We start from the raw sequence: 20,478 nt of genomic DNA on the forward strand, positions 1-20,478 counted from the left end.
AGTCGGGGATGCGGTATCTGCGTCACGGTTCGTCTAAAAACTTCGGACGTCGCTCACGCGTCGATTTCGACGCGGCACGAATGCATGGGAAAAACCGATGGCTCCTGAACACACCACCATTCGCAGGACCCGGTTGCCGATCGTGCGGCGACGTCGCAGGTCCGTTGCCGGAGCCTTGTTGGCCTGTGGGATTGCCACGTTGGTGTCTGCGCCGAGCAGCAACGCCGATGCCTACGACCTCGTCATCAATCCGGTCGTCGACAGTGCTTCCGGTCTCTTCACTGCGTGGGCCGACCCGCTCGGGGGAGTAGATCTCAACATCCTGAATTGGGCCACCGAAGCATCGGGTAGCAGCGGATTCGGCTCTGGTGCAGCTGATCTCACGTCAGCGCTGCCGGCAAGTCAGCTGGTTGCAATGGATTTGTCGCCGGCCGGCTCGGGGCTTTCAGACGCCTCCGGCGGACAGCTCTTCGAGCGGATGATGCAGGAGTGGATCGCCAGCCCGTTGGGCCAGACACTGGACCCGATGATCAACAGGCCCTTCGAAGCGCTGTTCGGGCAGGAACTGATCGGAAACGGCGCCGACGGCACCGTCCTTGATCCCAACGGTGGTGCCGGCGGGTTTTTATTCGGTGACGGCGGGGATGGTTACAGCAGCACAGCGGTCGGTGTGGATGGCGGCAACGGCGGAGCTGCCGGACTTTTCGGTAACGGCGGCGACGGTGGTGACGGCGGTGCTGGAGCCAGCAGCGGGTCAGGTGGCACGGGCGGGTTGCTGCTCGGCAACGGCGGCGAGGGAGGCGCTGGTGCCAGCGGTGGCAACGCGGGCATTTTCGGTGACGGTGGCAACGGCGGCGCCGCCACGCTGACCGGTCAGGCTGGCGGAAACGGCGGCAACGGCGGTGCGCTCGCCGGCAATGGCGGAAACGGTGGCACCGGGGGCGTCTACGGCAGCGGGGGCGCCGGAGGCAGCGGTGGTGCCATCGCAGGCACCGGTGGAAACGGTGGCGCCAGCACGTTCGGCGATGGCGGAGACGGCGGCGCCGCGGCAGTGATGTTCGGCAACGGCGGCAATGGCGGCGGTTCTACGTTCTTCGGCCAAGGTGGCGACGGGGGCGCCGGCGCGTCGCTGGCGGGCAGCGGCGGCAGTGGCGGTGCCGGCGGCGACGCGCCTGACGGCGGGATCGCCGGGGCCGGCGGAAACGGTGGTGCCGCCGGTGATTTCGGTAGCGGCGGTGCCGGTGGGAACGGCGGACAGAGTGGCAGTGCAACCAGCGTGGGCACCTCGATCGGCGGCAGTGGCGGCAGTGGCGGTGCCTCGGTAATCGGCAACGCCGGTGCCGCGGGCAACGGTGGCGCGGCTCAGACCGCACTCGGCACCGCAGCCGGCGGCAACGGTGGGAACGGTGGCAGTTCTGCAGGCTCGGGCACCGGCGGCTACGGCGGACGTGGCGGTGACGCGGTGTCGACCGGCGGCGACGCTCAAGGTGGTCAGGCCGGCAGCGGCGGCAGCGGCGGACTGACCGGCAACGGAGGCATCGGCGGTGACGGCGGCAATGCGACGGCCAGCGGGGCCGCGTCAGGCGGTAACGGAGGCGACGGAAATAACGGCGGCCTTGTCGCTCCCGGTGGCAATGGCGGTAACGGCGGCGACGCCCTGGGTGGGGTTTCCGCGACCCCCGGTCTCGGGGGCGCCGGCGGCGACGGCTTCGGCGACGCCGACGGTCTGCCGGGCATGAACGGCATCGGTCTGATCGGTCCCCGTCCGGCGGCGTAGTCGCACGGCGCTGTCGACCGGGAATTGGACCGCCGCGGCTAGGGTTGTGCTGGACGGCTAGCGTCCGTCGAGGAGAGGATCCCGCATGTCCGAGAAGTCAGTCGCCGATTTCTGGTTCGACCCGCTGTGCCCGTGGGCGTGGATCACCTCCCGCTGGATCCTGGAAGTAGAGAAGGTCCGCGACATCACGGTGAACTTCCAGGTGATGAGCCTGGCGGTGCTCAACGAGAACCGCGAAGGCCTGCCCTCGGAATACAAGGAGAAGCTGGCCAAGGCGTTCGGCCCGGTGCGGGTCGCGATCGCGGCCGAGCAGGCCCACGGCTTCGAGATCTTGGCGCCGCTCTACGAGGCGATGGGCACCCGGATCCACAACGAGGGCAACAAAGACCTCGACGACGTCATCAAACAGTCGCTCAAGGCGCTGGACCTACCGGTCGAGTTGGCCGACGCCGCCACCACCGACGCCTACGACGAAGCGCTGCGGAAGAGTCACCACGCCGGGATGGACGCCGTCGGCGACGACGTGGGCACGCCCACCATCCACATCAACGGCATCGCATTCTTCGGTCCGGTGTTGTCGCGGATCCCGCGCGGCGAAGAGGCCGGCAAGCTCTGGGACGCGTCGGTGACGTTCGCGTCCTACCCGCACTTCTTCGAGCTCAAGCGCAGCCGCACCGAGGGCCCCGAGTTCGACTAGTTCCGTTCGGCGGTGCAAAGATCACCGTCATGCGCGTCTACCTCGGCTCCGACCACGCCGGTTACGAACTCAAACAGCAGATCATCGAGCACCTCACGGCGACCGGTCATGAGCCGATCGACTGCGGCGCCTACACTTACGACGCCGAGGACGACTACCCGGCTTTCTGTATTGCCGCAGCAGCCAAGACCGTCGCCGACCCAGACAGCCTCGGCATCGTGCTGGGCGGATCGGGCAACGGTGAGCAGATCGCGGCCAACAAAGTCCCGGGCGCACGCTGTGCGCTGGCATGGAGCGTGGAGACCGCGTCGTTGGCCCGCCAGCACAACAACGCCCAGCTGATCGGCATCGGCGGACGCATGCACACCGCGGCCGAGGCGCTCGCCATCGTCGACGCGTTCTTGACCACGCCGTGGTCGAAAGCCGAACGCCACCAACGGCGTATCGACATTCTCGAGGAATACGAACGCACCCACCAGGCGCCACCGGTGCCCGGCGCCGGCAGCGAGTAACCGGCCGTGCCCGAGGGGCATACCCTGCACCGACTGGCCCGGTTGCATCAGAAGCGTTACGCCGGTGCGCCGGTAGCGGTCTCGAGCCCGCAGGGCCGATTCGTAACGGCGGCGGCCAATGTCGATGGTCGCGTGCTGGAGAGTGCCAGCGCTTGGGGCAAGCATCTGTTTCACCACTACTCCGGCGGCGCAATCGTGCATGTGCATCTCGGTTTGTACGGCACCTTCCGGGAATGGGCGCGACCGGACGACGGGGAGATACCCGCCGCGGTGGGGCAGGTCAGAATGCGTATGGTCGGCGCCGAGTACGGCACCGATCTCCGGGGTCCGACGGTGTGCGAGGTCATCGACGAGGCCCAAGTCGACGACGTCGTCGCTAAGCTAGGGCCCGACCCGCTGCGACGCGACGCCGACCCGGCCTGGCCATGGAAGCGAATAACGAAGTCGCGCAGATCAATTGGTGCCCTCTTGATGGACCAGACCATCATCGCCGGGGTAGGCAATGTCTATCGCAGCGAGCTGCTTTTCCGGCACGGCATCGATCCTTACCGGCCCGGTCAGAAAATCGACGAGTCGGAGTTCGCCGACGCCTGGAGCGACCTGGTGGACCTGATGAAGGTCGGGGTTCGCCGCGGCAAGATCATCACCGTGCGACCCGAGCACGATCATGGCGAGGCCCCGCGGGGCCGCGGACAGGGGCGGGCGCGCAAATACGTCTACCGCCGCACCGGCGACCCCTGTCGGGTATGCGAAACCCCCATTCGCACAGCTGAATTGGAGGGCCGCAACCTCTTTTGGTGTCCGACCTGTCAGACCTGACCGTAGTGTCTTCCCAGCCGGTCGACAGCATCTTCTGACTGCGGGCATAGCCGGCGCGCGTAGGCATGGGCTATGAACAAGCTCGCCGGGTGTGCGATCGCGTCGGCAGCGATGGCGGCAGCTCTTGGATTCGGCGGCGGCGCCGATGCTCATGCGCTGCCCAGGCGGCACAGGTGACCCCGGAGGCCACGACGCGGGCGGGCACGATTCCGGGGGCCTGGCCCCCGATGGCGGCGGGCCGGGACCGGGAGTAGGCGGTCCAGCCGACAATGGGTCAGGCGGCCCCGACGTTTCGGGCGGAGGTGACGCCGGGGGCGGCGGTGATTCCGGTGGCGGGGCCGGCGGGGCGACTCGTGAGCAGGTTTAGGCCGGAGCGACGCTGATTCGTGCACCGATCCGGTCGATACCGGCACGGAAAGGTCGGGAAGCGAATTTATTTTGAATCCAACGTTTTTCGTGCGCGCGAAGAGAAGCGGGTGTCAATCCTCCGAGATCGAATTGGAAGAAGCTGACGTAAATTGCTGCAGTTGAACATTATTGGCGCGACCGGACGACGAAAGCCGCTGCTGCCACATCGGCGCGATAGCGAATTTTATTTGGCCGCAACGGCACAACGCGAGGTTGTCGCGCACTCCTCACACGGTTTACACACTATGCAGTGGTATCGAGGAGGTATGAAGAGAGTCGCTCGTCTTGTCGCAGCAACAGCAGTAATGGCGTCAGGTTTAGGCCTGGCCGGTATGGGTGTCGGGACGGTGGCTCAAGCTCAGCCCGGCCCGTTCCCGCAGTGGTGTCCAGGCGACTTCTGGGACCAAGGTTGGGGCAACAACTGGGACTCGGGTCGGTGCCACGACAATTGGCGCGGCCCCGGAGATCGTGGATTCGGTGACCGCGGTGGGTTCTACGACCGCGGCGGACCGGGCAACCACGGATGGGACCGTGGCGGACCGGGTGACCGTGGCGGGTTCGGTGGCCCCGGCGATCATGGTGGCCACGGCGGCCCCGGTGGCGGTCGCCACTAATACCAAGCTCGAGTGAGCAACGGGGTCGTCGGGAAGCTCAGCGCACGTCGACGCCGAGCACCCGGTAGATCTCGTTGCTCATCACGACGCTGCGCGGGTCGGCATTGGCCTTGGTCGGGTCGAAGTGGTTCATCACGTAGGCGTAGCCGATCCGGTTCTCAAGGTCGACGAAGCCGAACGACCCGCCGAGCCCGCCGTGGCCGAATATCGAAGGATTTGGGCCGTTCACCCGGCGCTGGTTGAGCATGTAACCCAGGCCCCAGCCGTGGTCGGCGACGCGGGGGCCGAGGACCAGGTCGGTGTCGAGCCCGCCCTGGCAGACCCGGATCAGATCCATGTGCGCGCGGGTGAGCAGTTTCTCCTCGGCCAGCGCGTTGTAGAACGTCGCCAATCCCAGAGCGGAGACCTGACCGTTGGTGCCGGGGAATTCGAGTTCGCGCCACAGGTCCAGATCGTTCGAACTCACCTCGTCGTCAGGCGCGAAGCCCATCGACACCGACAAGCCCGCCTTCGGGTGCTCGGACAGCGAGGTGGGGTAACCGGGCGCGTTGACGTCGGCGAGCATGTCGCGGATGTGCGGCTTGGCGATCCGATCTGCGCACCGCTGCTGCACGTCGCGGGGAGTGCCGATGTGGATCTCGGCGCCGAGTGGCTCGGCGATCTCGGTGCGTAGGTAGTCACCGACCGTGCGGCCGGTGACCCGGCGGAAGATCTCGCCGAGGATGAAGCCGAACGTCGTCATGTGGTAGCCCTGCGCGGTCCCCGGCGCCCACCATGGCTCGGCCTCGGCGAGGCGTTCGCACACATAATCCCAGTCGGTGACGTGTTTCCAGTCCATCCGTTGACGCGGCCCGATCACACCCGACCGGTGGCACATCACCATCGCCAGGGTGATGTCTTTCTTGCCCGCTTGCGCGAACTCGGGCCAGTAATGGGCCACCGGCGCGTCCAGATCGAGCTCGCCGCGCTCGACAAGCTGGTGCACGCACGTGCTGGTCAGGCCCTTGGTGCCGGACAGCACCGTCGACAGGGTGTCTTCTTTCCACGGGCGGTTGCCGGCTTCATCGGCCGAGCCGGCCCACAGATTGACCACCAATTCGCCGTCCACCCAGGCCGCGACGGCTGCGCCAACTTCCTTGCCCTGCACGAAGTTTTCCGCGAAAGCGTCCTGCACACCCTGGTAGCGGGGCACACAGGTGCCGTGGATCTGTATGTCGGCCGTGGCGCCTGAATGCTGAATGGTCAGCCTCCTCGGCTTGCCGGTCCAGCTTTGTCGGCCACCGGGCCGACGCAGCCGCTGCGAGCGTCCTCAGCGTAGCCCGCGGGCCACTGACGCCGGTATGGAGCGGAATGTGCGAACGATCGCTCTCACAGTAAGGCCCGTTCGGGCTCTGCCGATATCGCCACGCCCGCACCGGGCGCAGAGCGATCAGTAGAAGGACACGGGCGGCAGCGGGCGAATATTGCCGCCGGAGTGACCAGCTGCGAACTCCAGGTCGCCGGCCGCGTCGTCCCGGCCTTGCAGAGTGATGGTTCCGACCCTGCGAAATCTACCGATGGGTGCGCTGACGCAGAACTCGATGACGTCGCCTTCGCCGAGTTCAACATCGTCGGCGCGGAGACCGAACAGGGTCGGGACCACGCCGACGAGGTAGAGCCACAGCGACGAATACAGCACCGGCTGCCCTGTCGCGACCGGCACCGTGACGTGGTGCAGGGGAGCGCCGTCGCCGGACGAAGCGAGCAGGAAGTCTTGGTCGTGGCCTGATCCGTAGGCGTCGGGAAACTTCAGGCTGACAGATCGAACGGCGGAGCGCCCCGACTCGGCAATTCCGAGCCGAACGTAGATCTCTCGTGGCACCCCTTCGGTGAACAGGGGAGCAGACCCGGGCGTTCGTGCGTGCTCGTCAACCGCAAAGAGTGCCTGGTGCACCACCGAATCGCCGGTGAACAGATCGCCAGTTCGTCCGACGATTGCGCCCACGGTTGCCTGCGCTGCCAGCAGCGTCCTACGGAGGTTCATTGGCTCCAACGTACCCAATTACGTCGCCCCGGTTGTCGCGCAGCCGAGGGTCCCGAGGTCACCTCGACAGGGTGCCGCCCCTGACAGGCGAAAAGCAGCACAGCGCAGAGAAATCCGGGCGGCTTGCCGGCGGAGCAAGCCGGGTGTGGGTCCGTGACGGCCGTCCCGCACGACACCGCACCCAGCGTCGTCCATGGTTGTTCTACGCACGATGACTTATGAGGTTTCCCAGAGTTGTGGATGAGATAGGCCAGGAATGACGGTCTCCTGCAAGGCTGTTCACATGTCTCGTCCTCGATGTCCGCGTTCCCCGGAGTGTCTGCTCCGGGGTACTGACCCGAGGACCGCTGGCAGAAGTGAATCCGCCGGCAACAGCCACCGACTTCGGCCGCTGAGGCCGGCCGATCACTCGGTCATGGCGACGCCGCACCGCTTTGACCTGTCGAGCGTGCCGAGTTGATTCGGCTGCAGGCACCGGGGTCCCAGCAGTCCAAGGACAGCGCGTTCTTGGAAGCCCAGGCGTACGTTGCCGACAAGCATCCCCGGTGAAGCGGTTCGAGATCAGGGCGACCGAGTGCGCCGGCCTCGACGTCACGCGGACGGCCGAGCGGCTTCCGCTGTTTTCGTTCGCGACTCCAAGCCTCTGCACAAACCCCCCTTCCCCGGTCGGTTGTCAAGGGCAGCTAGCGGCGACGACGCCCACTGCGGTGATGTGAAGGAGTAACGAGCCATGGATTTCGTCAGCTATCCGCCGGAGGTCAACTCGGCCCGGATGTATGCCGGCGCCGGGGCTGGACCAATGTTGGCCGCGGCCGAGGCGTGGGACGCACTCGCCAAAGAACTTCATTCGGCGGCGAATTCGTACCAATCGGTCATATCGGAACTGACCACCGGCCCCTGGTTGGGCCCGGCGTCGGCGTCGATGAGTGCGGCGGCGGCGCCGTACGCGGCGTGGTTGCGGGTCACCGCCACACAGGCCGACGAGAGTAGCGCTCAGGCCAAGTCTGCGGCCGTTGCCTACCAGACCGCGTTTTCGGCGACAGTGCCACCAATGATGGTGGAGGCCAACCGCATTCAGCTGGCAACCCTCGTCGCCACCAACGTGCTCGGAATCAACACCCAGGCGATCGCAGCTACCGAGGCGGAATACGGCGAGATGTGGGCCCAGGATCTCGCGGCCATGTACGGCTACGCCGCCTCGTCGGCGTCTTCGACGGCGCTGACGCCGTTCGACCCGCCCCCGCAGACCACCAACCCGGCCGGCTTGGTCGACCAGGCCGCCGGCCAGGGCGGCGGCGTCGTGGAAAGCACGGTTCAGCAAGCCGTCTCCGCCGCCGCCAGCGGGCTGCAAAGTGCGGCTGCCACTCCCGAAGAGGAATTCCTCATCCTCCTGGCCGATATTTTGACCATTCTGTTGGCCGGGCCGGCCCTCTTTTCACTGTTCATCGCCGTGCCCGCCAGCGTGGTCGGCGTCGTCGGGTTTCCGGTGAGCCTCATCGGTGTCGGGGCCGGCTTGCACACCGACGAGATCATCAGCGGCTGGAACGGCGAAGAGCCCTATCCGGGCACTGACCCCGCGCCGGTGAAGCCGTTCCCGGCGCCACTGCTCAACCTGCCGGAAGGCACGCTGCCGCCGCCACGCGTGGCGGCCGGCCTAGGCGAGGCCAAGATCGTGGGAAACCTGTCCGTGCCGCCGACCTGGGCCGTTGCCACCCCCGCGGTGCAGCCGGTCGCCTACACATTGCCCGGGACCGTCGCGGCTGCCAACGCCGTTCCAGAGGCCGGGGCCGACTCCAACAACACGTTCAGCGAGATGGCCCTGGCCGGGATGGCCGGGCGGGTCATGGCCGGAACGGTGAGCGCGGGTGCGGACCGGGTGGCACAGGGCGCGCGCGGCGCGGTGCGGGCCGGTGCAGGGGCGGTGAGTCAGGCGCGGACGACCGCGGCCGGCGACGAGTCCGCCGCGCAGGAAGTTCCCCGCCCGGTGGTGACCGGTGTAGCGGCCGAACTCCGTGAGTTCGCCAAGCTCGTCGACGAGGGACTGTTGACCAAAGACGAATACCTCCACCAGAAGAAGCGGTTGCTCGGCACCTGAAACGCCCACCGGACTCCTCGATTTTCTGGAAGAAATAAGCGTGCCAACAGATTTCGCGATCTATCCGCCGGAGATCAACTCCCTGCGGATGTACACCGGCCCGGGGCCGGGGCCGATGCTGGCCGCTGCGCAGGCCTGGGCTGCCCTGGCCGACGAGCTGTACGCGGCGGCGACGGCGTCCCAGTCGGTGGTGTCGGACCTGACCCAGACAGCATGGTCGGGCCCGTCCTCCGAAGCCATGAGCGCCTCCGCCGAGCGTCATGTCCAGTGGCTGAGCGCCAGTGCGGCGCAGGCCGAGCACACCACCTTCCAGGCCCAGATGGCTGCTGCCGCATACGAGGCCGCGTTCGCGGCGACAGTGCCGCCAGCCGTGGTTGCCGCCAACCGCAGCTTGCTCGCGCTGCTGGTGGCCACCAACTTTCTGGGGCAGAACACGCCGGCTATCGCTGCCACCGAGGGGCTTTATGCCGAGATGTGGGCACAGGACGCCATGGCGATGTACACCTACGCCGGCTCGTCGGCGGCAGCGGTCATGCTGACGCCGTTCAGCTCCCCGCGCCAAACCGTTGACCCGGGTGCGATCGCCGGCCAGGCCGCCGCGGTCGCCGGCAACGTCGCTGGGCAAGCGCAGAACGCTATATCCGTTGTGCCGCAGGCATTGTCGGTGTTGGCGGCGCCGGCCGAGAGCGGCGATTTCGGCTTGCTCGCCGCCTTGGTCACGCTGCTCTTGGTTGCGCCAGGCGACTTCGCAGGCGTCATCGTGCTGGCACCGATTGACGTGCTGACCGGATTCGCCGAAGTCCCAGGCGCTAGTTTCACCACCCTGTCGGGTCTGCTCGACGACAAAACCTTCTCCCACTACAACGGCGAACAACCCTGGCCGGGTGATGGACCGGCACCGTTGTGGGCTTTTCCGGCGCCGCTGTCGAACCCGCCCGCCGGCGTACTTTCCGCACCGGCGACGACTGCGGCGTTGGGCGAGGCGAACCTGGTCGGGAAACTGTCGGTGCCGGCGGGCTGGACCGTCGCCGCACCCGAGGTCCGCGCCGTCGCGTTCAGCACCCCGCTCACTGCGGTGCCGCCCGCAGCGGCGGCGTTGGAAGGCGGGGCGCCGGGGTTCGGACAGGCTTTGGCTGGGCAGGCCATGGTCGGACAGGCGATGGGTGGATCGGCACCGTCGAACAGTGAACGAAACGCGAAACCCGTGACCCACGCGCGGCGTTCGGGGCACACCGCCGCCACTTCGGCCGTTGATCGCGTCGCAGTCTCGCCCGCGCCACCGCGCAAGGTCGTGACCGGTGTGGTGGCCGCGATCCGTGACATCGCCAGGCAGCGTGCCGAAGGACTGCTCACCGACCAGGAATACGACGAGCGCAAGAAGGTCCTGCTCGACGGCGCTTCAGAGGATCCGACGCTGATCTGAGAGCCGGCGTGCGGTCCAGCTGGGCGGCGCGATGCCGTTCCCGCGCTGGTCCGTGTGGAGCGGGCGACGGGAATCGAACCCGCGTAGCTAGTTTGGAAGACTAGGGCTCTACCATTGAGCTACGCCCGCGTGTGTGTTAGTCGAGCGCGACTTTACGGCTCGGCAGACGTCAAATCCAAATGTTGCCGTCCCGCGATCTGGTCGCGAGGCCGCTACAAGGCTGGCTAGCCGTGGCCGTAGGATCGCGTGGTCACCGCGGGGTGTAGCGCAGCTTGGTAGCGCATCCGCTTTGGGAGCGGAAGGCCGCAGGTTCAAATCCTGTCACCCCGACTGGCACGCCACACCCCATGGGCTTGAGCACGACAAGACCGTCAGTAACAACCGAGGAGCACACCCGTGAAGAGCACCGTCGAGAAGCTGAGCCCCACCAGGGTTCGGATCAACGTAGAGGTGCCATTCAACGAACTGAAGCCAGACTTCGACCGCGCCTACAAGGAGCTCGCCAAGCAGGTGCGGCTGCCCGGCTTCCGTCCCGGCAAGGCCCCCGCCAAGCTGCTGGAGGCACGCGTCGGCAAAGAAGCGATTCTCGATCAGGTGGTCAACGAGGCGCTGCCGAGCCGCTACGGCCAGGCCGTCACGGAGTCCGAGGTCCGACCGCTCGGTCAGCCCGAGATCGAGGTGACCAAGAAGGTGTACGGCGACGATCTCGTCTTCACCGCTGAGGTCGACGTGCGACCCGACTTCTCCCTTCCGGACCTGAGCGCGCTGAAGATCACCGTCGACCCGATCAAGGTCAGCGACGAGGACGTCGACACCGAGTTGCAGAACCTGCGCGCCCGGTTCGGCACACTGACCGGCGTCGAGCGGCCCGTCGCGACGGGTGACTTCGTCTCCATCGACCTGTCCGCCACCATCGACGGCGAGGACGTGCCGGACGCCGCGACACAGGGCCTGTCACACGAGGTCGGATCCGGTCAGCTCATCGATGGTCTCGACGACGCCATCGTCGGCCTGTCGGCCGGCGAGTCGAAGGTCTTCACCACCGAGTTGGCCGCCGGGCCGCATGCCGGCAAAGAGGCCGAGGTCACCGTCACCGTCGGCTCGGTCAAAGAACGCGAGCTGCCGGAGCCCGATGACGAATTCGCGCAATTGGCAAGCGAATTCGACACCATCGACGAATTGAAGGCCAGCCTGTCCGAGCAGGTCAGCCGCGTCAAGCGGGTCCAGCAGGCTGAAGAGATCCGTACGGCTGCGCTGGAGGCGTTGCTCGAAGGCGTCGAGATGCCGTTGCCGGAAGCGATCGTGCAGGCCCAGGTGGACAACACCATCCACAACGCGCTGCACGGGCTCGACCACGACGACGCCAAGCTTGCCGAGGCTCTCGAGAAGCAGGGCACGACCCGCGAGAAGTTCGACGCCGATGCTCGCAGCGAGGCCGAGAAGGCCATCAAGACGCAGCTTCTGCTCGACGCGCTCGGAGACGATCTGGACATCCAGGTCGGCCAGGACGACCTGACCGAGCGGTTGGTGATGACCTCGCGGCAATACGGCATCCAGCCGCAGGAACTGCTGGGCTACCTGCAGCAGCAGAACCAGCTGCCGGCAATGTTCGCCGACGTGCGCCGGGGCAAGACCATCGCCGCGGCCGTCGAAGCGGCCACCGTCAGCGACACCGACGGCAACGTGATCGACACCTCGGAGTTCTTCGGCGGCCGCAACGCCGAGGATGAAGAAGACTCAGAGGACGCAGAAATCGACGACGCCGACACATCGTCGGAGGAGCCCTCGGGCGACACGAAGTGACGCTGTGAGCGAACGCCGGGACTTCAGGGAGTCCTCGGCGCTCTTGTTTGGTTAGTGTCGGTGAATAAGGAACTCGAAGCCGCCGGCGACGATGCAGAGCGCAGCGATGAGAAGGAGCGGCGACATGAAGAAAGCAGGTAACCCACTGTGAGCCGTGGGACGGAAATGCGCGCCAGCGCGCTGGGTCTGAACCTCACCGATTCGGTCTATGAGCGATTGCTCTCCGAGCGCATCATCTTCCTGGGGTCGCAGGTCGACGACGACATCGCCAACCGGTTGTGCGCGCAGATCCTGCTACTGGCAGCCGAGGACGCCACCAAAGACATCCACCTCTACATCAACTCACCCGGCGGATCGATCAGCGCCGGCATGGCGATCTACGACACGATGGTGCTGGCGCCCTGCGACATCGCCACCTACGCGATGGGCATGGCCGCCTCGATGGGTGAGTTCCTGTTGGCCGCCGGCACCAAGGGCAAGCGCTACGCCCTGCCGCACGCCCGCATCCTGATGCACCAGCCGCTGGGCGGGGTGACCGGTAGCGCGGCCGACATCGCCATCCAGGCAGAGCAGTTCCACGTCATCAAGAAAGAAATGTTCCGGCTCAACGCCGAATTCACCGGACAGACCATCGAGCGCATCGAGGCCGATTCCGATCGTGACCGGTGGTTCACCGCCCAGGAAGCGCTGGAGTACGGATTCGTCGACCACATCATCACCCGGGCCGAGCACATCACTGGAGAAGCCGAATGAACCCCGAGATCCAGCCGCAGGCGCGTTACATCCTGCCGTCGTTCGTCGAGCATTCCAGCTGGGGTGTCAAAGAGTCGAACCCGTACAACAAGCTGTTCGAGGAGCGCATCATCTTCCTCGGCGTCCAGGTCGACGACGCGTCGGCCAACGACATCATGGCGCAGTTGCTGGTGCTCGAGTCGCTGGATCCCGACCGCGACATCACCATGTACATCAACTCACCCGGCGGCAGCTTCACATCGCTGATGGCCATCTACGACACCATGCAGTACGTCCGCGCCGACATCCAGACGGTGTGCCTGGGCCAGGCCGCCTCGGCGGCTGCGGTGCTGCTGGCCGCCGGCACGCCGGGCAAGCGCATGGCGCTGCCCAACGCCCGGATTCTCATTCACCAGCCGTCGCTGTCCGGTGTGATCCAGGGTCAGTTCTCCGACCTGGAGATCCAGGCCGCCGAGATCGAGCGGATGCGCACGCTGATGGAGACCACGCTGGCGCACCACACCAATAAGGACCCCGGGACCGTCCGCAAGGACACCGACCGCGACAAGATCCTCACCGCGCCGGAGGCCAAGGACTACGGGATCATCGACACCGTCCTGGAGTACCGCAAGCTGTCGGCGTCGACGGCCTAACCGGCTGTCGCGCAGGCGAGTTGGCCGAGCGGCGCAACCGACGGCGATGGCTGTGCCGGGACCGGCCGTGACACCCACGCCGGCACCTAATCGGCCGGGCCCCCTGGTACACGTGCTCTCGGTCCGATAACGTCCGCGACACGGCGGCGCGCCCGCCGAGCGTAGCGGCGCCCCAAGCGTTATGTTCTTGCGCACAACACGAATATCACCGACGCGATTCACCTCTAACGGTCGCATCGCCGTGGAGCAAGCGGGTAGCGTCGGGTGATACACGCGACACAGCACAATCACAACGGTGAACAGGAAGTAGGCCCCTAGCACCATGGCGCGCATCGGAGACGGCGGCGACCTGCTGAAGTGCTCGTTCTGCGGGAAGAGTCAAAAGCAGGTCAAGAAGCTCATCGCAGGGCCTGGCGTTTACATCTGTGACGAGTGCATTGATCTGTGCAACGAGATCATCGAAGAGGAACTGGCCGACGCCGACGACGTAAAGCTCGACGAACTCCCCAAGCCCGCGGAGATCCGCGAGTTCTTGGAGGGTTACGTCATCGGCCAGGACACCGCCAAGCGGACCCTGGCCGTCGCGGTCTACAACCACTACAAGCGGATCCAAGCTGGTGAGAAGGGCCGCGAATCCCGCTCCAGTGAGTCGGTCGAGCTGACCAAGTCCAACATCTTGATGCTCGGACCCACTGGCTGCGGTAAGACCTACCTGGCCCAGACGCTGGCCAAGATGCTCAACGTCCCGTTCGCCATTGCCGACGCCACCGCGCTGACCGAAGCCGGTTACGTCGGTGAGGACGTCGAGAACATCCTGCTCAAGCTGATCCAGGCGGCCGATTACGACGTCAAGCGCGCCGAGACCGGCATCATCTACATCGACGAGGTCGACAAGATCGCCCGCAAGAGCGAGAACCCGTCGATCACCCGCGACGTGTCCGGTGAAGGTGTGCAGCAGGCGCTGCTGAAGATCCTGGAAGGCACCCAGGCGTCGGTGCCACCGCAGGGCGGCCGCAAGCATCCGCATCAGGAGTTCATCCAGATCGACACGACCAACGTGTTGTTCATCGTGGCAGGCGCCTTCGCCGGTCTGGAGAAGATCGTCTCCGACCGCGTCGGAAAGCGCGGCCTGGGCTTCGGCGCCGAAGTGCGCTCCAAGGCGGAGATCGACACCACCGATCACTTCGCCGAGGTCATGCCCGAGGACCTGATCAAATTCGGCCTGATCCCCGAGTTCATCGGACGTCTGCCGGTGGTGGCCTCAGTGACGAACCTGGACATGGAGTCGCTGGTCACGATCCTGTCGGAGCCCAAGAACGCCCTGGTCAAGCAGTACACCCGGCTGTTCGAGATGGACAACGTCGAGCTCGAGTTCCGCCAGGACGCCCTGGAGGCGATCGCCGAGCAGGCGATTCACCGTGGCACCGGTGCCCGTGGGTTGCGCGCGATCATGGAAGAGGTCCTGCTGCCGGTGATGTACGACATCCCCAGCCGCGACGACGTCGCCAAGGTCGTCGTGACCAAGGAGACCGTGCAGGACAACGTGCTGCCGACGATCGTGCCGCGTAAGCCGTCGCGGAACGAGCGTCGCGACAAGAGCGCCTAGTCTCGACCGCTTCCGCTAGACGTTGAGCCTCGATGCCGCTTCCGCGGTATCCGGTCGGATCACCCGCGCGCTCGACCTTTCGAATTTCTTCCTCGCCGACGTGCGCGACGGCCTCGGCCCATACCTGTCGATCTATCTGCTGCTGACCCATCACTGGGATCAGGCCTCGATCGGGTTCGTGATGGGCATCGGCGGCATTGCCGCGATCGCCGCGCAGACGCCCGTCGGCGCGCTCGTCGACCGCAGTACAGCAAAGCGCGCTCTGATCGTGGTCGCCGCGCTGACCGTCACCGCCGCGACGCTGGCGATGCCGCTGCTGCCGCACTTCGGGCCGATCGCGGCCTTGCAGGTGCTGACCGGGATCGCCGGATCGATCTTCGCGCCGGCGCTCGCCGCGATCACGCTGGGCGTGGTCGGTGCGCGACGCTTCTCCCGTCGGATCGGGCGCAACGAGTCGTTCAATCACGCCGGCAACGCGACCGCAGGAGCCATCACCGGAGGATTGGCCTACCGCTTCGGGCCCGAGGTCGTGTTCTGGGTGCTGGCCGCCATGGCCGCCTTGAGCGTGGTCGCGACGCTGCGCATCCCCGAGGACGCGATCGACCATGACCGCGCCCGCGGTATGGACCACGAGGCAGGCGAGACCCAACCGCGGCCGTCCGGGTTCGCTTCGGTGCTTCGCGACCGCCGACTGTTGATCTTCGCAACCGCTATGCTCGCGTTCCATCTCGCCAACGCCGCGATGCTGCCGCTGGTCGGGCAGGTGTTGGCGTTGCAGAACAAAGACGTCGGCACCGCGTTGATGGCGACGTGTGTGGTGGCCGCCCAGATCGTGATGGTGCCGGTGGCCTACCTGGCCGGCGCCAAGGCCGACAGCTGGGGTCGCAAGCCGATCTTCCTGATCGGGTTCGCCTTCCTCACCGCGCGGGGCTTCCTCTTCACGTTGTCCGACAACCCCTACTGGCTGGTCGGCGTCCAGGTTCTCGACGGGGTGGGTGCCGGGATCTTCGGTGCACTGTTCCCACTCGTCGTTCAAGACCTGACGCACGGCAGCGGACGATTCAACCTCAGCCTTGGCGTCCTGACGACCGTCTGGGGCGTAGGCGCGGCCGTCTCGAACATCTTCGCCGGCTGGATCGTGGTGGTCGCGGGCTACAACGCGGCGTTCACGTCCCTGGGAATCGTCGCCGCCGCGGGCCTCGCGCTCTACGCGGCGGCCATGCCTGAAACGGGTCCGAAGGCGCCCGCAGAAGCGGGTTAGCCCAGGCAGACGGCCTCCCCCAAATGGGGGAGGCGGGCCGTGGCAAACGTTACTCGTGCGTAACTTAGGTTCTTAGAGTTGAGTCCCCGCAAAAAGTGACCAACGCCACACTCATTCTCTGTCGCTGTCGATCGCGTGTGTCTGACCTCGCCTTTTGGCGGCGAAGCGGTAGCGTGGCGGTATGGACGAGTGTCCATGAATCCCTAAGAGAAGTGCAATAATCGGTACTGCGAGTGACATAAAAATCGGTCGAGGCTGCACTCGGGCGATGCGCCCCGGTTTCGACAACGTGCCGGGGCGGTGAACAGCTACGGGAGGCTGCGACGTGGGTCCGAACGGAAACGGAGCCGACACTGCGCCCCCGGGGCGGAGAAAGCCAGAGAAACTGGAAAAGATCGTCATCCGTTTCGCCGGTGACTCCGGAGACGGAATGCAGCTGACCGGCGACCGATTCACTTCGGAGGCAGCGCTTTTCGGAAACGACCTGGCCACCCAACCGAGCTATCCAGCCGAGATCCGAGCTCCGCAGGGCACGCTGCCCGGCGTTTCGTCGTTCCAGATCCAAATCGCCGATTACGACATCCTGACCGCGGGCGACCGGCCCGACGTGCTGGTCGCGATGAACCCGGCGGCCCTGAAAGCCAACATCATCGACCTGCCGATCGGCGGCCTGGTGATCGCGAACTCCGACGAGTTCACCAAGCGCAACTTGGCCAAGGTCGGATACGACAGCAATCCGCTGGAAACCGGCGAGCTGTCGGACTACAAGGTCGAAGCCGTCCCGATGACCACGCTGACACTCGGTGCCGTCGAGGCCATCGGTGCCACGAAGAAGGACGGCCAGCGCGCCAAGAACATGTTCGCGCTCGGTCTGCTGTCCTGGATGTACGGCCGCGAACTCGAGGCCAGCGAGCGGTTCATCCGGGAGAAGTTCGGCCGTAAGCCCGACGTCGCCGAGGCCAATGTCCTGGCGCTGAAAGCGGGCTGGAACTACGGCGAGACGACGGAGGCCTTCGCCGTCACCTACGAGGTGGCGCCGGCCAAGCTGCCGCCCGGCGAGTATCGCCAGATCTCGGGCAACACTGCACTGTCTTACGGCATCGTCGCCGCCGGACAGCTGGCCGACATCCAGGTCATGCTGGGCAGCTACCCGATCACGCCGGCGTCGGACATCCTGCACGAGCTGTCCAAGCACAAGAACTTCAATGTCCTGACCTTCCAGGCCGAGGACGAGATCAGCGGCATCTGCGCGGCGTTGGGCGCGTCCTACGGCGGCGCGCTCGGCGTCACCAGTACGTCGGGGCCCGGCCTGTCGCTGAAGTCCGAGGCACTCGGGCTCGCGGTGATGACCGAGCTGCCGCTGATCGTCATCGACGTCCAGCGCGGTGGCCCGTCGACCGGTCTGCCCACCAAGACCGAGCAGGCCGATCTGCTGCAGGCCCTCTACGGCCGCAACGGCGAGTCGCCGGTGGTGGTGCTGGCGCCGCGGTCACCGTCGGACTGCTTCGACGTCGCCTTGGAGGCGGTGCGGATCGCGGTCGGGTATCACACGCCAGTGCTGATCCTGTCCGACGGCGCGATCGCTAACGGCTCCGAGCCGTGGCGCATCCCGAACGTCGAAGAGCTGCAACCCATTCAGCACAAGTTCGCCGACCCCGACGAGCCGTTCATGCCTTACGCGCGTGATCCGGAGACGCTGGCCCGCCTGTTCGCCATCCCGGGCACTCCGGGGCTCGAACACCGGATCGGTGGACTGGAATCCGCGAACGGCACCGGTGCGATCTCCTACGACCCGGCCAACCACGACCTCATGGTTCGGCTGCGGGAGGCCAAGATCGACGGAATCTCGGTTCCCGACCTCGAAGTCGACGACCCGACCGGCGATGCCGAGTTGCTGCTGATCGGGTGGGGCAGTTCCTACGGCCCGATCGGCGAAGCGTGCCGGCGTGCGCGGCGCAACGACGTCAAAGTCGCTCACGCCCACCTGCGTCACCTGCGCCCGTTCCCGGCCAACCTGGGCGAGGTGCTGCGCCGTTACCCACAGGTGGTGTGCCCGGAGATGAACCTGGGTCAGTTGGCGCTGCTGCTGCGCGGAAAGTTCCTGGTCGACGTGCAATCGGTGACGAAGGTGCAAGGCACCGCGTTCCTGGCCGACGAGATCGGGCGCGTCATCCGCGCGGCGGAGAGCGGCACGCTGGCCGAAATCGAGCAGGACAAGACAATGGTCGCGAGATTGGCGGCGGCCACGGTGGGAGCAGGGAGCTAGCTTTATGACTGACCTGATTGGCGCGGACTTGGGCCTCACGGACCTGCTGTCCGGACACGGCCGGGTGCCCACCACCGACCAGCCGCAGAAGGCCAAGGACTTCACCAGTGACCAGGAGGTCCGCTGGTGCCCCGGATGTGGCGACTACGTCATCCTCAACACGATGCGAAACTTCTTGCCCGAGTTGGGATTGCGGCGCGAGAACATCGTCTTCGTCAGCGGTATCGGTTGTTCGAGCAGGTTCCCGTATTACCTGGAGACCTATGGTCTGCATTCGATTCACGGTCGCGCGCCGGCAATCGCGACCGGCCTGGCGCTGTCGCGGGAAGACCTTTCGGTCTGGGTTGTCACCGGCGACGGCGACGCGTTGTCGATCGGTGGTAACCACCTGATCCACGCTCTGCGGCGCAACATCAACCTGACCATTCTGCTGTTCAACAACCGGATCTACGGCCTCACCAAAGGTCAGTACTCGCCGACGTCCGAAGTCGGCAAGGTCACCAAGTCGACGCCAATGGGTTCGCTGGACCAACCGTTCAACCCGGTGTCGCTGGCTCTTGGAGCCGAGGCGAGTTTCGTTGGGCGCGCGCTGGATTCCGATCGCAAAGGACTGTCGGAGGTGCTGCGGGCCGCCGCTCAGCACCGGGGTTCCGCCCTCGTCGAGATCCTGCAGGACTGCCCGATCTTCAACGACGGCTCTTTCGATGCGTTGCGGAAAGAGGGTGCCGAGGAACGGGTCATCAACGTCCACCACGGCGAGCCAATCGTGTTCGGCGCCAACGGTGAATACTGCGTGGTGCGCTCCGGTTACGGGCTCGAGGTGGCCAAAACCGCGGACGTCAGTGTCAGCGAGATCGTGGTGCATGACGCGCACGCCGACGATTCCGCATACGCCTTCGCACTGTCGCGGCTTTCACAGCAGAACCTCGAGCACACGGTGATGGGCATCTTCCGGCAGGTCAACCGACCCACTTACGACGACGCTGCGCGGTCGCAGATCCAGGCTGCTCAGGAGGCGAAGCCGTCCGACCGGGCCGCCCTGCAATCGCTGCTGCACGGTCGTGACACCTGGACTGTGAACTGACATGGCTGCTACGGGCAAGCCGTCCTCGTTGGCCGGCGTGGTGGTCGCCGTGGGTGCATCGCCATGGGAGGGTCGCGCCAAGGCGCTGAAGCAGGTTCGCGACGGACACACCACCACGGTCGAGCGCGTCGTGAGCATCGTGGGGGAGCGCTGCACGCCGGTTCTGGTCGTGAGTTCCCAGGGGCAGGCGCTGCCAGATCTTCCGGCGCAGGTCGTCCGCGACGATCTCCGCGGCCACGGGCAACTCTCCGCAATCGGGCGTGGTCTGCGCGCCGCAGACGAGGCCGGTGCGAAATATGCCTTCTTGTGTTCAGTCGACGCAGAGGTGCTCAGCGCCGAGGTGATCGACTTACTCGCGGCCCGAGCGGTCGCCGTCGGTGCCGACATCGTGTTGCCCTGGAACGGCAGCAACCACTACTTGGCCGCTGTGTACAAGACCGAATTGGCTTCCGTGGTAGAGGATCTCGTCGCCGCCGGCGAGCGGACGATCTCCGCTCTGGTGGCCCGGGTCGACACCCAACGGGTCGTGATCGCCGATTCCGGTTCGCTCGTCGAGGCCTAGTTACCGGCCGATCGTCGGGCCGGTGTGTGAACACTGGCGGACGAAATCTGTTGTCGCACAGCTGATTGGCGCGCGTCCGGCGGTTCGGGGTCCGGCGGTTTTCGGGTAGGCAGGACCTCTCAGCGCGCAACACACGGACGAGG

General features: G+C 66.1%; 17 protein-coding genes and 2 tRNA genes. 16 read left to right on the forward strand and 3 right to left on the reverse strand.

Features of this window, described 5'->3' with window-relative positions:
• Nucleotides 1–97 precede the first annotated feature (97 nt).
• From CYU59_RS12665 to CYU59_RS12685, 5 genes are all read left to right on the forward strand, one after another.
• Nucleotides 98–1,777: a PGRS repeat-containing protein gene (locus CYU59_RS12665; protein ID WP_292989882.1), complete on the forward strand. Its 1,680-nt coding sequence runs from the start codon at nucleotides 98–100 to the stop codon at nucleotides 1,775–1,777.
• Nucleotides 1,778–1,862: 85 nt separating this feature from the next.
• Nucleotides 1,863–2,474 carry a DsbA family protein gene (locus tag CYU59_RS12670; protein ID WP_292989884.1) on the forward strand — a complete coding sequence of 204 codons (612 nt, stop codon included), beginning with the start codon at nucleotides 1,863–1,865 and terminating at the stop codon, nucleotides 2,472–2,474.
• Between the two features lie 29 nt (nucleotides 2,475–2,503).
• Nucleotides 2,504–2,986 carry a ribose-5-phosphate isomerase gene (locus tag CYU59_RS12675; protein ID WP_292989886.1) on the forward strand — a complete coding sequence of 161 codons (483 nt, stop codon included), beginning with the start codon at nucleotides 2,504–2,506 and terminating at the stop codon, nucleotides 2,984–2,986.
• A gap of 6 nt (nucleotides 2,987–2,992) precedes the next feature.
• The gene (locus CYU59_RS12680) at nucleotides 2,993–3,805 is read left to right on the forward strand and encodes a DNA-formamidopyrimidine glycosylase family protein (protein ID WP_292989888.1); all 813 of its coding nucleotides are present in this window, start codon (nucleotides 2,993–2,995) and stop codon (nucleotides 3,803–3,805) included.
• A gap of 713 nt (nucleotides 3,806–4,518) precedes the next feature.
• The gene (locus CYU59_RS12685; protein ID WP_292989890.1) at nucleotides 4,519–4,827 is read left to right on the forward strand and encodes a hypothetical protein; all 309 of its coding nucleotides are present in this window, start codon (nucleotides 4,519–4,521) and stop codon (nucleotides 4,825–4,827) included.
• A 37-nt stretch (nucleotides 4,828–4,864) separates the two neighbouring features.
• Here the strand turns inward: CYU59_RS12685 and CYU59_RS12690 are convergent, their stop codons facing one another.
• Nucleotides 4,865–6,040, reverse strand: coding sequence for a serine hydrolase domain-containing protein (locus CYU59_RS12690; protein WP_292990285.1), 1,176 nt, complete (start codon nucleotides 6,038–6,040; stop codon nucleotides 4,865–4,867).
• Nucleotides 6,041–6,256: 216 nt separating this feature from the next.
• On the reverse strand, nucleotides 6,257–6,850 hold the full coding sequence (locus CYU59_RS12695; protein WP_292989892.1) for a hypothetical protein: 594 nt from the start codon (nucleotides 6,848–6,850) through the stop codon (nucleotides 6,257–6,259).
• A 730-nt stretch (nucleotides 6,851–7,580) separates the two neighbouring features.
• On the opposite strand from CYU59_RS12695, the gene CYU59_RS12700 reads away from it, so the two are divergent.
• Both CYU59_RS12700 and CYU59_RS12705 read left to right on the forward strand, forming a co-directional pair.
• Nucleotides 7,581–8,945, forward strand: coding sequence for a PPE domain-containing protein (locus CYU59_RS12700; protein ID WP_292989894.1), 1,365 nt, complete (start codon nucleotides 7,581–7,583; stop codon nucleotides 8,943–8,945).
• A 40-nt stretch (nucleotides 8,946–8,985) separates the two neighbouring features.
• Complete coding sequence (locus CYU59_RS12705; protein WP_292989896.1) at nucleotides 8,986–10,368, forward strand: PPE domain-containing protein; 1,383 nt, start codon at nucleotides 8,986–8,988, stop codon at nucleotides 10,366–10,368.
• Nucleotides 10,369–10,423: 55 nt separating this feature from the next.
• On the opposite strand, the gene CYU59_RS12710 is transcribed toward CYU59_RS12705, so the two are convergent.
• A tRNA-Gly gene (locus CYU59_RS12710) sits at nucleotides 10,424–10,497 on the reverse strand.
• Between the two features lie 127 nt (nucleotides 10,498–10,624).
• On the opposite strand from CYU59_RS12710, the gene CYU59_RS12715 reads away from it, so the two are divergent.
• The 9 genes from CYU59_RS12715 to mobA all read left to right on the forward strand — a co-directional run bounded on the left by CYU59_RS12715 (nucleotide 10,625) and on the right by mobA (nucleotide 20,335).
• Nucleotides 10,625–10,698: transfer RNA gene (locus tag CYU59_RS12715), tRNA-Pro, on the forward strand.
• Between the two features lie 66 nt (nucleotides 10,699–10,764).
• Nucleotides 10,765–12,171: a trigger factor gene (gene tig / locus CYU59_RS12720; protein ID WP_292989898.1), complete on the forward strand. Its 1,407-nt coding sequence runs from the start codon at nucleotides 10,765–10,767 to the stop codon at nucleotides 12,169–12,171.
• A gap of 147 nt (nucleotides 12,172–12,318) precedes the next feature.
• A complete protein-coding gene (locus CYU59_RS12725; protein WP_292989900.1) occupies nucleotides 12,319–12,924 on the forward strand; it encodes an ATP-dependent Clp protease proteolytic subunit in 606 nt (201 codons plus the stop codon).
• Nucleotides 12,921–13,556, forward strand: a complete 636-nt coding sequence (locus tag CYU59_RS12730) for an ATP-dependent Clp protease proteolytic subunit (protein WP_292989902.1) — start codon at nucleotides 12,921–12,923, stop codon at nucleotides 13,554–13,556. Before CYU59_RS12725 ends, CYU59_RS12730 begins: the two co-directional genes overlap by 4 nt.
• Nucleotides 13,557–13,878: 322 nt before the next feature.
• A complete protein-coding gene (gene clpX, locus CYU59_RS12735) occupies nucleotides 13,879–15,162 on the forward strand; it encodes an ATP-dependent Clp protease ATP-binding subunit ClpX (protein ID WP_292989904.1) in 1,284 nt (427 codons plus the stop codon).
• Nucleotides 15,163–15,184: 22 nt separating this feature from the next.
• Nucleotides 15,185–16,423, forward strand: coding sequence for an MFS transporter (locus CYU59_RS12740; RefSeq protein ID WP_292989906.1), 1,239 nt, complete (start codon nucleotides 15,185–15,187; stop codon nucleotides 16,421–16,423).
• A 325-nt stretch (nucleotides 16,424–16,748) separates the two neighbouring features.
• Nucleotides 16,749–18,689, forward strand: coding sequence for a 2-oxoacid:acceptor oxidoreductase subunit alpha (locus CYU59_RS12745; protein WP_292989908.1), 1,941 nt, complete (start codon nucleotides 16,749–16,751; stop codon nucleotides 18,687–18,689).
• A gap of 4 nt (nucleotides 18,690–18,693) precedes the next feature.
• Nucleotides 18,694–19,773: a 2-oxoacid:ferredoxin oxidoreductase subunit beta gene (locus tag CYU59_RS12750; protein ID WP_292989909.1), complete on the forward strand. Its 1,080-nt coding sequence runs from the start codon at nucleotides 18,694–18,696 to the stop codon at nucleotides 19,771–19,773.
• Nucleotide 19,774: 1 nt separating this feature from the next.
• Nucleotides 19,775–20,335 carry a molybdenum cofactor guanylyltransferase gene (gene mobA / locus CYU59_RS12755; RefSeq protein ID WP_292989911.1) on the forward strand — a complete coding sequence of 187 codons (561 nt, stop codon included), beginning with the start codon at nucleotides 19,775–19,777 and terminating at the stop codon, nucleotides 20,333–20,335.
• The last annotated feature ends 143 nt before the right edge of the window (nucleotides 20,336–20,478 follow it).

The organism is Mycobacterium sp. (genome assembly GCF_002863225.1).
Lineage (GTDB): Bacteria > Actinomycetota > Actinomycetes > Mycobacteriales > Mycobacteriaceae > Mycobacterium.

Excerpts from the sequence above, each read along its gene's own strand:
- CYU59_RS12695 (WP_292989892.1), bottom strand. The coding sequence starts at position 6,850 with ATGAACCTCCGTAGGACGCTGCTGGCAGCGCAGGCAACCGTGGGCGCA.
- mobA (WP_292989911.1), top strand. The coding sequence starts at position 19,775 with ATGGCTGCTACGGGCAAGCCGTCCTCGTTGGCCGGCGTGGTGGTCGCC.
- CYU59_RS12685 (WP_292989890.1), top strand. The coding sequence starts at position 4,519 with ATGGCGTCAGGTTTAGGCCTGGCCGGTATGGGTGTCGGGACGGTGGCT.
- CYU59_RS12750 (WP_292989909.1), top strand. The coding sequence starts at position 18,694 with ATGACTGACCTGATTGGCGCGGACTTGGGCCTCACGGACCTGCTGTCC.
- CYU59_RS12675 (WP_292989886.1), top strand. The coding sequence starts at position 2,504 with ATGCGCGTCTACCTCGGCTCCGACCACGCCGGTTACGAACTCAAACAG.
- CYU59_RS12670 (WP_292989884.1), top strand. The coding sequence starts at position 1,863 with ATGTCCGAGAAGTCAGTCGCCGATTTCTGGTTCGACCCGCTGTGCCCG.
- CYU59_RS12730 (WP_292989902.1), top strand. The coding sequence starts at position 12,921 with ATGAACCCCGAGATCCAGCCGCAGGCGCGTTACATCCTGCCGTCGTTC.
- clpX (WP_292989904.1), top strand. The coding sequence starts at position 13,879 with ATGGCGCGCATCGGAGACGGCGGCGACCTGCTGAAGTGCTCGTTCTGC.
- CYU59_RS12665 (WP_292989882.1), top strand. The coding sequence starts at position 98 with ATGGCTCCTGAACACACCACCATTCGCAGGACCCGGTTGCCGATCGTG.
- CYU59_RS12700 (WP_292989894.1), top strand. The coding sequence starts at position 7,581 with ATGGATTTCGTCAGCTATCCGCCGGAGGTCAACTCGGCCCGGATGTAT.